The sequence below is a fragment of the Allobosea sp. BH3 genome (genome assembly GCF_025499465.1).
GTDB lineage: Bacteria > Pseudomonadota > Alphaproteobacteria > Rhizobiales > Beijerinckiaceae > Allobosea.
The window spans coordinates 74,156-90,984 of the sequence record NZ_JAIMCA010000003.1 but is presented as its reverse complement, the minus strand read 5'-3'; the positions used below and the strand labels follow the sequence as shown (position 1 = coordinate 90,984).

At 65.5% G+C, this 16,829-nt stretch carries 5 protein-coding genes; 4 read left to right on the top strand and 1 reads right to left on the bottom strand.

All coding sequences use genetic code 11. The features are described from left to right. Nucleotides 1–24: 24 nt before the first annotated feature. The 4 genes from BoBH3_RS09370 to BoBH3_RS09355 all read left to right on the top strand — a co-directional run bounded on the left by BoBH3_RS09370 (nucleotide 25) and on the right by BoBH3_RS09355 (nucleotide 15,853). Entirely contained in the window at nucleotides 25–10,368 is a 10,344-nt protein-coding gene (locus BoBH3_RS09370) for a peroxidase family protein (protein WP_262330541.1), read from the top strand. A 77-nt stretch (nucleotides 10,369–10,445) separates the two neighbouring features. Next, the gene (locus BoBH3_RS09365; RefSeq protein ID WP_262330540.1) at nucleotides 10,446–12,230 is read left to right on the top strand and encodes a type I secretion system permease/ATPase; all 1,785 of its coding nucleotides are present in this window, start codon (nucleotides 10,446–10,448) and stop codon (nucleotides 12,228–12,230) included. Next, a complete protein-coding gene (locus BoBH3_RS09360) occupies nucleotides 12,227–14,485 on the top strand; it encodes a cadherin-like domain-containing protein (protein WP_262330539.1) in 2,259 nt (752 codons plus the stop codon). The genes BoBH3_RS09365 and BoBH3_RS09360 overlap by 4 nt, the downstream gene beginning before the upstream one ends. 18 nt (nucleotides 14,486–14,503) lie before the next feature. Next, nucleotides 14,504–15,853, top strand: a complete 1,350-nt coding sequence (locus tag BoBH3_RS09355) for an HlyD family type I secretion periplasmic adaptor subunit (protein WP_262330538.1) — start codon at nucleotides 14,504–14,506, stop codon at nucleotides 15,851–15,853. 37 nt (nucleotides 15,854–15,890) lie between these two features. On the opposite strand, the gene BoBH3_RS09350 is transcribed toward BoBH3_RS09355, so the two are convergent. Continuing rightward, the gene (locus BoBH3_RS09350; protein WP_262330537.1) at nucleotides 15,891–16,802 is read right to left on the bottom strand and encodes a LysR family transcriptional regulator; all 912 of its coding nucleotides are present in this window, start codon (nucleotides 16,800–16,802) and stop codon (nucleotides 15,891–15,893) included. Between the last annotated feature and the right edge of the window lie 27 nt (nucleotides 16,803–16,829).

The following is a 16,829-nucleotide window of genomic DNA, read 5'->3' as shown; positions in this document are numbered from 1 at the left end:
GTCCTGATTTAATGGAGCACGACGATGTTCAAGCTGAACCAGCATGATCTGGCATTCGTCCTGAAGCAGATCAAGATCGGCGAGGCGCATGCGAATGGTGCGTCGCTTCTGGAGATCCGTCTCGATCCCGCGACCGGCGAAGTCGTCACCGACCCCGGCCTGTATAATCCCGACGGCACCTTCAACGGCCCCACAACATGGGTGCGTGCCATTCCCGACGAGCAGACGCCCTTCGGCATCCGCACCGTCGACGGCAGCTACAACAACCTCGTTCCCGGGCGCGAGTTCTGGGGCGCCTCGGGTCAGCCCATGCCGCGGCTGCTCGATAGCAACTTCATCAACGAAGGCAACGACACCTGGAATGTCGACTTCGACGGACCGTTCGGCCCCGCTCAGGCTGTCGACCTTACCGACAACTACGGCGCCGGCGGCAATATCGCCGATCGCGATCCGCGCCTGATCTCGAATCTCATCGTCGACATGAGCGCCGGAAACCCCGCCGCGCTCGTGGCTGCATTGACGTTCGCGGGATCGGAAGACCCGCAGGGCGATCTCGAGGCCTTGCTGGCCCTGCGGATCACGCCCGCGCAGGCGGCCCAGGGCCTCCTTGACGCCCAGGCCAATCTCGGCCTCGCGCAGAATGCGTTGCAGCAGGCGATCGAGGCCTATCAGCTGGCCCCCTCCGACGCGACGATCGATGAGGTCCAGGCTACCGCCGCTCATCTGACGACGGCAGAGACAGCTGTCGACGAGGCGCAGGCCCTTGTCGACGATCCGGGCGCGGCCTTCCTGGCCAAGGCGACCGAACTCGGGCTCCAGTTCGATTCACGCGGCTCGCTGCTCATCCCCAACGTCGCGCCGGATGAAGGGCTTTCGGCGCCGTTCAACTCCTGGATGACCTTCTTCGGCCAGTTCTTCGACCATGGCCTCGACCTGATCACGAAGGGCGGCAACGGCACGATCTTCATGCCGCTGAACAACGACGACCCGCTGGTGGTGGGCGCCGACGGCGTCTTCGGCACGGGCGACGACCTGCCGGCGCAACTGCGCTTCATGCAGTTGACGCGCTCGACGCCGGTGACCGGCCCGGACGGCGTGACCCAGGAGAACGTCACCACCTCCTGGGTCGACCAGAACCAGACCTACACCTCGCACGCCTCGCACCAGGTCTTCCTGCGCGAGTACAGGGCCGACCCGCTGACCGGCGAGGTGTTCGCCACCGGCAAGCTGCTCGATGGCAAGGATGCCGATGGCCGGCCCAACGGGCTGCCGACCTGGAAGGACATCAAGGAGCAGGCCAGGGATGTTCTCGGCATCGACCTGACGGATGCCGATGTCGGCCATGTGCCGATGCTCCTGACCGACGCCTATGGCAACTTCATCCCGGGCGACAACGGATTTCCGCAGATCATGGCGGCGGTGGCGCTCGACGGTTCGCCGATCTATGTCGAAGGCAACCCGGAAGCACCGATCAATCCCTCTGCGATCCAGCTTCTCGTTGGAACCGTCATCATGGACGGCACGCCGGACGGCCGCACGATCGGTGCTAACGATACCGTTTCGGCGATCCGCACGCCCAACTCCTTCCTCGACGACATCGCCCACAATGCCCAGCAGGTGAACAGCCGCGGGCAGGTTCTTACGGCTGATCTGGACGACACCATCGGACAGCCCGGCGCGGGCTTCTACGACGACGAACTTCTCGACGCGCATTTCATCACGGGCGACGGCCGCGGCAACGAGAATATCGGCCTCACCGCCGTCCACCACATCTTCCATTCCGAACACAACCGCCAGGTCGAGGCTCAAAAGCTGACGATCCTGCGCAGCGACGACCTCGACTTCATCAACGAGTGGTTGAGCTCCGACCTCGGCGCCGGCGATCTGCCTGACAACCTCGCCACCATGAGCGCGGCCGCCCTGACGGAGTTCGCGAGCGAGTTGAGCTGGGATGGCGAGCGGCTGTTCCAGGCCGGTCGCTTCGCGACCGAGATGCAGTACCAGCATCTCGTCTTCGAGGAGTTCGCCCGCAAGATCCAGCCGGCGATCGACCCCTTCGTGTTCAATTCGGTGACCGATATCGACCCGTCGATCTTCGCCGAATTCGCCAACGTCGTGTACCGCTTTGGCCACTCGATGCTGACGGACTCGATGCCGCGCGTCTTCGTCGACGAGAATGGCAACGTCACGGGGAGGGACGATCAGGGCCTGATCGATGCCTTCCTCAACCCCCTCGCCTTCAACTCCGACGGCACGAACACGATCTCCGCCGAGGAGGCCGCCGGCGCTATCGTGCGCGGCATGACGGTCGAGCGCGGCAACGAGATCGACGAATTCGTCACCGGCGCGCTGCGCAACAACCTGCTCGGTATTCCGCTCGACCTGGCCTCGATCAACATCGCGCGTGGCCGCGACACCGGCATGCCGACGCTGAACGAGGCGCGCGAGCAGCTCTACGCCGCCACGAGCTCGACCTTCCTCAAGCCCTATGAGAGCTGGACGGAGTTCGCGGCCAACCTCAAGAACCCGATGTCGGTGGTGAACTTCATCGCCGCCTACGGCAACCACACCTCGATCGAGACGGCGACGACGATCGCGGACAAGCGGGCTGCCGCCATGCTGCTCGTCTTCGGCGGTGAGGACGAGCCTGCTGACCGCCTGGACTTCCTGAATGCCACCGGCAAGTGGGCCCGCAGCTACGCGAACACCCCTCCGGACGTCCTCCCGGCTATCAACGACGATCCGGATCCGACCGGCAGCCTCGGCGGCCTGAACGACATCGATCTCTGGATCGGCGGCCTGGCCGAGAAGAAGATGCCGTTCGGCGGATTCCTCGGCTCGACCTTCAACGCGGTCTTCGAGGCACAGCTCGAGAATCTGCAGGATGGCGACCGCTTCTACTACCTCACCCGCACACAGGGCCTGAACGCCCTCAACGAGCTGGAGCAGAACTCCTTCTCGAAGATGATCATGGCGAACACCGACATCGCCCAGCCCGGCCCCGACGGCATCCGAGGCACGCCGGACGACATCATCCTGCGCCATATCGGCATCGACTCCTTCGCCAATTACGACTTCGTCTTCGAGGTCGATCCGACCAAGCAGGCGGATTACGACCCCGACAACGAAAGCATCTCCGGCGTCGATCCCGTCGGCAACGATGCGGTGCTCGAGGCGCTGGGCCTCGGCAAGGTCATCCGCGACAACCCGAACACGCCCGGCGCGGACGAGAATTATTTCAGGACCTTCGGCGGCGAGCATGTCGTCGTGGGCGGCACGAACGGCAACGACATCATCGTCACTGATTTCGGCGACGACGCGATCTGGGGCGATGCTGGCAACGACCGCATCGAAGCCGGTGCGGGCGTCGATCTCGTCAACGGCGGCGCCGGCGACGACATCATCACCGACTCCGGCGATACCGGCGACTTCCTCAAGGGCGAGGAAGGCAACGACGTCATCGCCAACTCCAACGGCCTCGACATCCTGATGGGCGGCGACGGCCAGGACGTGGTCTTCGTCGGCGTCGACGACACCGAGGTCTTCGGCGGCGACGGCGACGACTTCATTCTCGGTGGCGACGGTGTCGACTTCCTGCTGGGCAATGAGGGCGACGACTGGATCGAGGCCGGCGGCGGCTTCGACACCACGGCCGGCGACAACTCGGAGCTCTTCTTCAACTCGAGCATCATCGGCCACGACGTGATGTTCGCCGGCTCCGAGGAGCATGATTTCGACGCCGAATCCGGCGACGACATCATGGTCCAGGGCGAAAGCGTCATGCGCAACGAGGGCATGCTCGGCTTCGACTGGGCGATCCACAAGGGCAATGCCGAGGCGGCCGATTCCGACCTCACCAAGCCGATCTTCACCACCGATGCGGCAGACATCCTCCGCGACCGGTTCGACGCCGTCGAGGCGCTGTCGGGCTGGGAGAAGAACGACGTCCTGCGGGGCGACGATCGCGGCGCAACGCCGCTGGATGGAGCGGACGGCGCAGGACTGACCGGCGCCGAAGGCACGATGGTCGGCCATGAGCTCGACGAGGCCGGCATAGCCCGGATCCACAACCTCAACACGATCATCACATCCAACCTGCTGCAGCAGGTCGAATACATGGCCGACGGCTCCGGCGATCAGAAGCTCGCCTTCGTCGGCGGCAACATCCTGCTCGGCGGCGCCGGCAGCGACATCATCGAAGGCCGCGGCGGTGACGACGTCATCGATGGCGATGCCTGGCTCAACGTCCGGATCAGCATCCGGGTCGAGGGAGCCGACCAGGAGATCACGACGATCGACAGCCTCAAGCACGTCTTTCCGTCGGCGCCGCGTAACCCGAGCGACCCGGATGACCCGGCTGACCCCTACAACCAGATTCCTGACGAGTGGCACGGCCGTTCGCTGTCCGAGCTGATGATCGATCGCGTCATCGTGCCCATGCAGCTCAATATCGTCCGCGAGATCGAAGTCGCAGACGGAGCTGGCGACGTGGACGTCGCCGTGTTCAACGACAGCTTCCTCGATGCGAATGGCGCCCCCAACTACACCATCGTCCAGAATGACGACGGGACGTTCACGGTGACGCATACCAACGTCACCATCGCCATCGATCCCGATACCGGCCGGCAGATCGTGTCGGACGGCGTCGACACGGTGCGCAATGTCGAGGTCCTGCAGTTCACGGACCGGGCCATCTCGCTGGCCAAGCCAAAGCTCGAGCTGAACGGGTTCGACCCCGTCACCCGTAACTGGGCCGACGACTTCACCACGCGCGCCTACGCCAACAACACCGGCACGACCTCGAGCTTCACAGGCAATTGGATCGAAACTGGCGACAGCGGCGCCGCGCAGAGCGCAACCGCAGGTTCGATACAGATCACGACACTGGGAACACTGACCTTCTCGCAAAACAATGCCGACAACTCATCCATCGCCCGGTCGCTGAACCTCGCCAACGCACTATCGGCAACCGTGTCTTTCACGATCACCGATCAAAACATCACCGGAGCCGACAATGAAGAGATTATCTTCGAAATGTCGGGTGACGGGGTGAACTTCACCACGGTGGCGACATTCGACAATGGCGATGGCCCGCAGACGTTCAACGTGCCGGCGAGCGCTCTCACTGCCGGCGCGGTCCTGCGCTTCCGGTCGAACAACACGCTCGATGCGGGCGAAACCTTCTCGATCGACAATGTCGCCATCAATGCCGTCTTCCTGGCGCCGTCGGCGACGCCGTCTGTCAACATCACGACGAACTATGTCGAGGACGCCGCCCCAGTCTCGATCGGATCGGATCCCCGCATCACGGACTTCGGCACGACGCTCGCCTCGGCCCGCATCGTGCTGACCAACGCCTTCGCCGGCGACACGCTGGTGGTCCCGGCAGCCCTGACGGCGAATGGAGCCCCCATCGCGGCCACGACCCAGCTCGTGGGATCGACCATCGTCGTCACGCTCACCGGGACGGCGTCGCTGGCCGCCTATCAGACGGCCATCCAGTCGATCGGCTTCCGCTCGATCTCGCAGGCCCCGGACACGACGCCGCGCATCATCGAAACCACCGTCAATGGCGGCTTCTTCGAAAGCGATCCCGCGATCACGACCATCACCGTCCAATCGATCGATGATCTGGTCGATGCCAACAACGATACGGTCATCACCAATGTCCTGCCCGGCACGCCGATCCTGGTGCCGGAATGGGCGCTGCTCGCCAACGATACAGATCCGGACAACACGATCGACATTACGGCGGTCGGCAATGCCAGCGGGCTCGTCGCGACACTCGGCGCGAACGCCATCACGGTGACCGATACCGGCGCTCTGGACGGTTCGTTCCAATACACCGCCACCGGCGGACCGGCGACCAACAACGCGACGGTCACCCTCGACACGATCGCAGCCACAACGACCCTGAGCGAGGCATTCGGCAGCACCAGCTACACCGACAACGACGGTGCCTGGCAGGACAATTGGGTCGAGACCGGCGACGACAATAGCAGCACAAGCGACAACGGCCAGATTCGCATCAACGCGGGCCGCTTGGAGTTCGACAACGGCAGCACCGTCGCCAACAGCAACGGCGCCTCGATCCTGCGCGAACTGTCCGGTCTCGCCGGAGCAGGATCTGCGACGATCTCCTACGATGTCACCGAAGCGCTTGACGCAAACGAAACGGTGACCGTTCAGTTCTCGAGAAACGGCGTTGATATCCAGCAGATCCAGCTCATCAACAGCGCCACCGGCAACAATGGTGTCAGTAATTTCAACCTGACGGGTCCATTTACTGCTGATGCCTTTATTCGCTTCACGGTGTCGTCGCTCGACGATGTCGACGATCTTGTCAGCATCGACAACATCAGCGTCACCTTCCCGAGCGCCATCAACGGCGGCGGCAATGCCGAAATCCTGATCGGCGACGTGAACGGTTCCGCGTTCAACGCCGGCGGCGGCAACGACATCATCATCGCCGGGGTCGGCAACGACACCATCGATGGCGGCACCGGAAACGATACGATCGCCTGGAACGCGAACGCCACGGGCGCCACGGACGGTCGTGACTTCATGAACGGCGGCGGCAATACCGACACCGTTATCGTGAACGGAAACGCCACCAATGAAGCCTTCGTCGTCTACAGTCGCGCTTCGGCGATATTGAACGGCATCACTGGCCTGAACGGCGCCACCGAGATTGTCATCACCCGCAACGGAGCCGTGATCGCCGAGCTCGATAATATCGAGGAGATCGTCATCAACACTGGCGACGGTGCCGACACCGTGACGACGTCCGGTACGTTCAACGGGACGAGCCTGAACTTCAATACGATCACGATCAACGGTGGCAACGGCGACGACACGGTCGACGTGTCCGATCTCCAGTCCGCGCACCGGATCGTCTTCCGTTCGAATGGCGGCCACGACACCATCGTCGGCAATCTTCGGCCGCAGGACGTGGTGGAGTTGGCGGCGGGTCAGGACCTTTCGACCTACGACCTCGTCGACAACGGCGACGGCACCAGCACCTTCAGCAACGGCACCCACTCGATCACGTTCACCGGGGCCGTGCCGCCGCAGTTCGGAGGCGACTCGACCCCGGACGAAGACACCATCGACGGCGCCTTCGAGCTGACGCCGCGCGATCTCGAAGGGCTCAAGAAGCTGGTCAATGGCGAGCGGCCCTTCGACGATGACGACGACGCGGCAGGTGCACTCGGGCCCCGCGAGGTCTCCGGCCAGAACAACAACGAGGATAATCCGCATTCCGGCCAGGCCGACACGCCCTTCATCCGCCTGACGGAGGCTCGCTACGGCGAGGCCGACGCCGCGATCAACAACCGCGACCTCAACCCGATCTATGACGGCCTCGATCCGCGTGCGATCTCGAACATCCTCGGTGCGCAGGAGGCGGGCCTCCCGCATGCCGGCAACGACGCCAACATCTTCTTCATGGCGTTCGGACAGTATGTCGACCATGGCCTGGACTTCCTGCCGAAGAACGCGATCAACGGCTCGATCCAGATCGGCGCGCCCGGCACCGGCCACCCCGGCCAGGGCAACCCTGCCGACCTGACGCGCGGCGAGGTCTATGCGACCGAGGACGGGGTGCCGCAGCACCTCAACAAGACCTCGGCCTATGTCGACCAGAACCAGGCCTATGGCTCGCACAACCTCGTCACGCAGTTCCTGCGCCAGGGCGACGGCAATGGCGGACTGACCTCCCATCTCCTGAAGGGAGCTCCGGACCCGTCGAACCCATCCTTCAACCTGCTGCCGACACTGCGCGAGGCCATCCAGCATCACTGGGACAACAACACGATCTTCACCGATCCGTCCCTGCCCGGCGGCCAGATCGCGTTCCGGACCTACTATTCCAACTATCCCGTCTCGGAAGGCGTCACCGGCGACCTGGTCGATGCGACAGGCGGCTTCGACCCGCAGGTCTACTCGAAGCTGGCGAACAACTTCATGGCCTCCGGCCAGGCGCTGCTGCTCGACAGCAACCCCTTCATCAGCGCGCTGGATCACTATGTCGCCGGCGACGGGCGCACCAACGAGAACTTCGCGCTGACCTCGATGCACACGATCTGGGCGCGGAACCACAACTTCCACGCCGACCAGCTCGAGGCGGCGGGCTTCGACGGCACCGAACAGGAGCTGTTCGACGCAGCCAAGATCCTCAACGAGGCCGAGTACCAGCGCGTCGTGTTCAACGAATACGCCGACACCCTGCTCGGCGGGCTGCGTGCCCGGGACGGCAGCGGTGGTGATCACGGTCACGACGGCTACAACCCGGATGCGAATGCCGGCATCAGCCATGAGTTTGCCGCCGCGGCCTTCCGCTTCGGTCACTCGCTGATCGGCCAGACGCTGACGGTGATGGACGAGAACGGCCAGCCCAAGCAGGTCAGCCTCGTCGATGCCTTCCTGAACCCGACCAACGACGCCAGCGCCTTTGCGGCACCGCTGCCTCCGGGCTACGTCCCGCAGCCGGGCTACGCCCAGTATGGCGTCAATGCCATCCTGGAAGGCGTCGCCCAGCAGCCGGCCGAGGATGTCGATTTCAACATCGTCGACGCGGTGCGCAACGACCTCGTCCGGATCCAGGCAGACCTGTTCTCCTTCAACCTGGCCCGCGGCCGCGATGTCGGCCTCGGAACCCTGAACCAGATCCGCAGCGACCTGGCGGCCTCCAACAACTCCTATGTCGAGGAGGCGGTCGGCTTCGCCGGGAACATGTCGGCCTATGAATCCTGGGAGGATTTCCAGCAGCGCAACGATCTGAGCGATGCCATCATCGCGCAGTTCAAGCAGGCCTATCCGGATCTCGTGCTCGACACGCCGGAGAAGCTCGCTGCCTTCGTTGCCGCCAACCCGGACATCGAGCTGGTCAACGGCAACACCGTGAAGGGCATCGACCGTGTCGACTTCTGGCTCGGCGGCCTGGCGGAGAAGCATATCAACGGCGGCATCGTCGGCCAAACCTTCTGGGTCGTGCTGCACGAGCAGTTCGACCGGCTGCAGGAGGCGGACCGCTTCTACTACAAGGACCGCCTCGAGGCCTTCGACTTCTATGACGACTTCATCGACGGGCAGGAGTTCTCCGACATCGTCGCCCGCGTCACCGGCCTCACCGATCTCGGAGAGCATATCTTCGAGGCCGATCAGGAGGATGGCGACGACAACGACGACGACGATCAGGACGACGAGGACGATGACGACGACGTCGGTTCCGGCGGCGGCGACGATGAAGACGAAGACGATGATGAAGACGACGACCAGTCCGGTGAAGACGATGAAGACGACGAGGACAATGACGACCAGTCCGGCGAGGACGACGAAGACGACGACGACCAGTCGGGAGAGGACGACGAGGACGACGACCAGTCCGGCGAAGATGACGACGACGACGACTGCGGCTGCGACGACGATGACGACACGCCGACGCTCCCCGTGCCGGGCGCCGGCGGCCTGAGGACCGGGACCGCCCAGGCAGACGTTCTGATCGGCTCGGCGGTCGCGGACAGCATCATCGGCCTGGCCGGTGACGACGTCCTGATCGGCAACGGTGGAGACGACGTGATCTCCGCCGCGGAAGGGGCCGACTTCGTCGATGCCGGGGCGGGCAAGGACATCGTGGCCCTTGGTGCCGGCAACGACATGGCTCTGGGTGGGGAAGGTGACGACGGGATCTTCGGAGACGAGGGGAACGACCGCATCTTCGGCGGCGCCGGTGCCGATACGCTCGACGGCGGCGCAGGTGACGACACCGTCGTCGGCGGGGCTGGAGACGACCTCCTGGTTGCTTCGGCGGCCGGGGACGGCAACGACACCTACTACGGTGACGATCTCGGCGGCGGCAGCGGTGTCGATACGCTCGATATGTCCGCCATCACCGCGAACATCGCCGTCGATCTTGGGACAGGCATGTTCGGACGCGGCAATGCCTTCAGCAACCAGACCGGGGTCGACACGCTGTGGTCGGTCGAGAATGTCGTGACCGGCTCCGGCAACGACACGATCACCGCGAGCAACGCCGTGAACGTGATGGAGGGCGGCGCCGGCAACGACACCTTCCGCTTCACCAGCGTCGAGGCTGCAAACGGCGACACGATCCAGGACTTCGAACCGGGCGACCGGCTGGACCTCGCCGCGATCGATGCCGACCGCGGCGCCGCGGGAGAGCAGAGCTTCACCATCGTCAGCGGCGGCGCCTTCACCGCCTCCGCCCAGTTGCAGGTGACCTACGAGACCCGCGCCGACGGCGACTACACGGTGGTGAGGGGCAATGTCGATGCCGACCTGGATGCCGAGTTCGAGCTCGACCTCAAGGGAACCCACACCCTGAACTCTGGGAATACGACGCTCTGAAGGTGCCTTCGTGAAGCCCGCTCGGCCAACGGTCGAGCGGGCTTTCGGCCCCCTTCCTTCCATAAAGGTGACGTGCCATGTCCGGCCAAAGCCTGAACCTCGCGCGCAAGCGCGACGCCGCAAAGCTCACCGAGGGGATGCACGGCGTCGTCGTCTACCTGCTGGCGATCTCCTGCGTCATCAACCTGCTGGCCCTCACCGGCTCGCTCTACATGATGCAGGTCTATGATCGCGCCCTGACGAGCGGCAGCGTGCAGACCCTGATCGCGCTCTCCGTCATCGCGCTCGGCCTTTACATCTTCCAGGGCGGCTTCGACGCCATTCGCACCCGCATGCTCGTCCGCGTCGGAGCACGCTTCGACCATACGGTCGCGCCGATCGCGCATCGCGTGACGATGGATATGCCGCGCTTCGGTTTCTCCGGCACGGAGGCGCTGGAACGCGGCCGCGATGTCGACACCGTCCGAAGCTTCCTGTCCGGCCAAGGCCCGGGTGCGCTCTTCGACCTGCCCTGGATTCCGATCTACCTCGCCTTCATTTACCTGCTGCATCCCTGGCTCGGCGCGCTCACGCTGGCAGGCGCCGTGGTGCTCACCCTGATGACGCTCGGCGCCGAGGTGGCCGCCCGCCGCAGCGCGACCGAGGCGCGCCAGGCTGCGATGACGCGCAACGCCATCGCCGATTCCAACGCACGCAACGCCGAGGTCATCAAGGCGATGGGCATGGCGGAGCGCGCCGCGCGCCGCTTCGCTGCAGCCAATGAAGCGCATCTCGCGCTCCAGACCCGCGCCAGCGACGTTTCTGGCTCCTTCGGCACCGTCTCCAAGGTGCTCCGGATGGTGCTGCAGTCGGCCGTGCTGGGGCTGGGCGCCTTCCTGACCATCAAGGGGGAACTCTCGGCCGGTGCCATCATCGCCGCCTCGGTCGCCTCGTCGCGCGCGCTGGCGCCAGTCGACCAGGCGATTGCGAACTGGAAACCCTTCGTGGCCGCGCGCCAGAGCTTCGCCCGGCTGCGCGAGACCATCGTCGCGCTGAGCAAGGCCGGCGAGCCGATGCCCTTGCCGGCACCGAACCGCCACCTCAAGGTCGATCGCATTACCGTTTCAGCGCCGGGCAGCGGTCAGATCCTGCTCAGCGATGTGAGCTTCGAGGTGATGGCCGGCAGTGCCGTGGGCATCATCGGCCCCAGTGGCGGCGGCAAGACCACGCTGGTGCGCGCGCTCACCGGCATCTGGCCGACGCTGCGCGGCTCGGTGCGGCTCGACGGCGCCGAGCTCGAGCAGTGGCTGGAGGAAGATCTCGGCCGCGCCATCGGCTACCTGCCGCAGGAGGTCGGGCTGCTCGACGCGACCGTGGAGGAGAATATCTCGCGTCTCGCCGAGAACGAGGACTCCAAGGCGGTGATCGCAGCCGCCACCGCAGCCGACATCCATGACATGGTGGTCCGGCTCCCGGGCGGGTACCGCACGCCACTCGGCCCGCAGGGCACCTCGATGTCGGCGGGCCAGCGCCAGCGCATCGGCCTGGCGCGCGCGCTCTACGGAAGTCCTTTCCTCGTGATCATGGACGAGCCGAACTCGAACCTCGACGGCGAGGGCGAGGCCGCCCTGACGCGGGCGATCGAGCAGCTCAAGGCGCGCGGTGCGATCGTCGTCATCGTGGCGCACCGGCCCAGCGCGCTTGCCGCGGTCGATTATGTCGGCGTGATCCAGGCCGGCAAGCTCGCCGCCTTCGGGCCGAAGGAACAGATCATCAGGCCGGGCACCGCCTCGCCCCATGAACAGGCGAAGGCGTCGCCGGGTCTGCCGAGCGTCAACGCGTTCCCCATCCCGGGGACGATGGACAAGCGGGTGTCGGCATGATCGAGGTCAAAGCCGTTCGGCGCGCGGAAGAGGCGCCACAGACTGCGGGTCAGATCTACGCGCGCAACACGGACGCCGCGCCGGTTTTCTCCCGCGCCGCAGCCGTCTTCGCCGGGGTGATCATCGCGCTTGCGGCCTATGTCGAGAGCCTGTTCGCACGCACGACGCCCGCGGATGCGCTACCGCCGAAGGAGCCTGCAGCGAAGGAGGATGCGGCAGGCGAGACGGCGGCGCGCGGCGAAGGCGACGAGGAAGAGCCTGAACGTCGCAATCCCGCTGAGATGTCCCCCGAGGACGAGACGGCCTCGATCGGCAGGGAGAAGGACGTCGTCCTCGGCTCCGGTGGGCCTTCGCAGCCCGTGCCGGGACTACCGGACTATCTCGGCATCGATTCACCGATGTTCGATTTCGAGAAGTTCCCCTTCGTGCCGAGGGGCGAGTTTCGCTTCCCGATCGCATTCGACACGGGCGCGAGCAACGACAATGGCGTCCGCCTCAGCTTCTCCTTCTCCATGGGCGGCTCCTCGTCAGGAGGGGGAAGCGAGGATACGGGAATCCGCCTGCCGGACGTCATCGGCGGCCCATCGGTCCAGCCAGGGCCTGGCGGCGGGGGCGATGACGACGGCCCCGGCCCCGGCCCGGATACCGAACCGCGCAACCGCGCCCCCCGCGTCGGCCAGGCTCTGCGCCTGGCGGATGTGGGCGCCTGCCAGACGCTGACGCTGACCTTTGCGATGCTGCTGCTCGGCTCCAGCGACGCCGACGGGGACCCGCTCGGCATCCGCAACCTCCATGCTTCGCGCGGGCAGCTCACGCAGGGTGCCGACGGCTGGGTCTATACGCCGGAATCCGGCTATTACGGCACGGTCACGCTGAGCTATCAGGTGACCGACGGCGTCTTCGCTGTAATCCAGACGGCGAGATTCGATGTCGTCGAAGTGCTGGTCCAGGTCGGCACGCAGGCTGGCGAGGCCTTGGTCGGCACTGAATGCCGCGACCGGCTGGAAGGCCTCGGCGGCGACGATGTGCTCGACGGGCGCGGCGCGGCCGACGTGCTGCTCGGCGGCGCGGGCAACGACGTCATCTTCGGCGGCGCCGGCGACGACCTGATCGAAGGCGGAAGCGGCAATGACATCATCTATGGCGGCACCGGCAACGATGTGATCTGGGGCGGTTCCGGCAACGACCAGATCCATGGCGAAGCCGGCGACGACACCATCTACGGCGATGCCGGCGACGACGTGATCGACGGCGGCGCGGGCGACGACCGGCTCTTCGGCGGCTCGGGCAACGACCATGTCGCCGGCGGCGACGGCAACGACGTCATCCTCGGAGACGAGGGCAATGATCGTCTGGTGGGCGATGCCGGCGCCGACGTGATCCATGGCGGCGCGGACGACGACGTCATCGAGGGCGGCTCGGGCGATGACCGCATCAGCGGCGACGAAGGATCGGACATCGCCTTCGGTGGGGTGGGCGACGACCGGCTCGAGGGCGGCGCCGGCAACGACGCCCTGCTTGGCGAGGCGGGCGACGACTGCCTCATCGGCGGCGAGGGCGACGATTACGTCGCCGGCGGCGATGGCCAGGATGAACTCAAGGGCTCGGCCGGCAACGACACGCTGATCGGCGGCAATGGTGCGGACGATGTCGACGGCGGTAGCGGCAACGACACCGTTCTCGTCGATGCCGATTGCGCGAACGACAGCTATGACGGCGGCTCCGGAACGGACACGCTCGATCTCGGCCAGCTGTCCGCGGGCGCCTTCGTCGATCTCGTCAGCGGCGAGCTCCACTCTTCCCAGGCGGGAGAGGACAGGATTGACGGCTTCGAGGTCGTCATCGGTGGCGCCGGCGACGACACCTTCCTGATCGGGGAGCAGACGGCCATGACGCTTTCCGGCGGGCGCGGCCGCGACACCTTCAAGTTCGAGGTCGACGGGGATGACGCCGGCGAAGAGGCCGGGGAGCTCATCCATCGGATCCTCGACCTCGAGGTCGGGGACAAGATCGTCGTCAAGCAATACGCCCTGCACAGCGACGACGATGACGAGAGCAGCGACGAGACGAGTCAGGACGGCTTCACGCGCATCTATGGCGACGATGATGCCGACCGGCCCTTCCGCTTCCGCATCGAGAAGATCGGCGATCGGGAATCGACCTTCATCGACGTCTCGATCGAGCAGGAAGGCGAGAAGGATTTCTCGATCGAAATCTCCGGATCGCACCGATTCTTCTATTACAATTTCGATTGATGTTTCGTGGGGACCGCCATGAACGCGCTGAACTTTGATCGCAACATGATCGACACCGCCCGGATACTTCCGGAGACGGGGCGGCGGCCGCAGTTCTCTCTGCGGTCCCACATTGTCGCCGGCATCGCCCTGACGCTGGTGCTGGTGCTCGGGTTCGGCGGCTGGGCAGCGACGGCGCGCCTTGCCGGCGCCGTCGTCGGACAGGGCGTCGTGAAGGTCGACCAGAACGTCAAGGAGATCCAGCATCGCGACGGCGGCATCGTGAAGAGCATTGCGGTCCGCCAGGGCGATGCGGTCGAGGAAGGCCAGATCGTGCTGCGCCTGGAAGACATCCAGATCAGGACGGAGCTCTCGATCATCCGCTCGCAGCTGGCCGAGAACCTCGGCAGGCGCTCCCGCCTGACGGCGGAACGGGGCGGGCTCGCGACCATGCCGGAGGTGCCAGGGCTCGCCAGCATCTCCGAGGAGGCCGAGCAGATCATCGCCGGCGAGCGCCGCCTGTTCGAAGGCAACAAGCAGAACCGCGACAGCCGCAAGGAGCTGCTCGAGATCACGATCATCCAGTCCGGCGAGGAGGTGAAAGGTCTGGAGGCACGTGGGACAGCCAAGAACGAGGAGCTGCGGCTCGTCGAGATGGAACGGAAGAAATATCTCTCGCTCTTCGAGAAGGGCTTCATCGACGGCGTGAAGGTGTTCAACATCAACCGCGAATGGGCCCGCCTGCTCGGCGAGCGCGGCGAGATCGACACCATGGTCGCTCGCGCCCGCCTCCGCATCAACGAAGCGCGCCTGCAGATCATGGCGGTGGACGAAACCGCCCGGACCGAAGCGCAGCGCGAGCTCAATGTGGTCGAGACCAAGATCTCGGAGCTGTCCGACCGGCGCGCCGCCTCCGAGGACAGGCTGGCGCGAACCGAGATCCGCTCGCCGGTCTCCGGCATCATCAACGAGCTCAGCGTCTTCACGGTAGGTGGTGTCCTCACCCCGGCGGCCAAGGTTGCGACCGTCGTGCCGCGGTCGGCGACGCTGATCGTCGAAGTCCGCATCGCGCCTGCCGACATCGACCAGATGCAGGCCGGGCAGCCGGCGCGGTTGCGCTTCGCCGCCTTCAATCGCAACACCACGCCCGAGCTGCCGGGTCGCGTTCGCCATATCTCCCCGGCGACGAGCCGCGATCCGCAGAGCGGAGCGAGCTATTACGTGGCGGAGGTCGAGCTGACCGAGGAGGGCAAGGCCAGCCTCGTCGGCAAGACCCTGGTGCCCGGCATGCCTGTGGAGGTGCTGATCACGACGGAAGACCGCACCGCCCTCTCCTATCTGGTCAAACCGGTGCTTGACCACGCACATCGCGTCTTCCGCGAGCGCTAACGCCTGGCGGCCCGATGTCGATCGAAATCGGGTCCGCTCAGGCCGGATCCGCGCGCCGAAGCCGTGAGCAGGTTTCGATGAAGGCTCTCAGCTTCGGTTGCGTCCGCGCTGTCCTGGCGAAATAGAGGAAGAGTGCGTCGGTGCTGGGCGAATGGTCGAGCAGCACCGGCTCGAGCAGGCCCGCCTCGATCTCCCTCGACGCGTGATAAGTCGACGAATAGATCAGCCCCAGCCCCTGACAGGCCATCTGGCGCATCAGCTCGGCATCGTTGACGGTCATCGGCCCGCCGGGCTCGATCCTGACCTGCTGCCCGTCCTCGACGAACTCCCACCGATAAATGTCGCCCTGGCGCGGCCTGCGGAACCGTATGCAGTGATGCGAGGCGAGATCGCCCGGCCTCTCCGGCCGCCCGTGGGTCGCAAAATAAGCAGGAGAACCGAAGGCCGCCCATCGGAACGGAGGCGAGAGCCGCACCGCGATCATCTCCTCAGAGAGGTAGGAGCCGATCATGATCCCGGCATCGTAACCCTCGCCAACGAAATCCGCCTTCCGGTTGCTGACGCTGATGTCGATGCCGACGCCGGGGTAGGCCTCGCGGAAGGCAGGCAGGACGGTGGGGAGAACCTGCGTCAGAGCGACCCGTTCGACGATGAGCCTGAGCGTGCCGACCGGTTGCGCCGAGGCCTGCAGAGCCTCCTCCAAACCGATGTCGATCGCGTCGGCAGCGGGAGCGATCCGGGCCAGAAGAGCCTCGCCCGGGCCGGTCAGCGATAGTCGCCGGGTGGTACGGTGAAACAGGGCGACGCCCAATCGCCGCTCGAGCCTTTGCAGCGCCTGGCTGACCGCACCCGGCGTGAGGTCCAGCGCTACGGCGGCGCCTCGGACGCTCTTTTGCCGGGCGATGGCAAGGAACTCCGGCAAGCCATCGAAGCGGCTGTGGCGGCTCATCGGCAATTCTCCTCAGCGATCCAATGC

Coding starts and splice junctions, on each gene's coding strand:
- BoBH3_RS09365 (WP_262330540.1), top strand. CDS start 10,446: ATGTCCGGCCAAAGCCTGAACCTCGCGCGCAAGCGCGACGCCGCAAAG.
- BoBH3_RS09360 (WP_262330539.1), top strand. CDS start 12,227: ATGATCGAGGTCAAAGCCGTTCGGCGCGCGGAAGAGGCGCCACAGACT.
- BoBH3_RS09350 (WP_262330537.1), bottom strand. CDS start 16,802: ATGAGCCGCCACAGCCGCTTCGATGGCTTGCCGGAGTTCCTTGCCATC.
- BoBH3_RS09355 (WP_262330538.1), top strand. CDS start 14,504: ATGAACGCGCTGAACTTTGATCGCAACATGATCGACACCGCCCGGATA.
- BoBH3_RS09370 (WP_262330541.1), top strand. CDS start 25: ATGTTCAAGCTGAACCAGCATGATCTGGCATTCGTCCTGAAGCAGATC.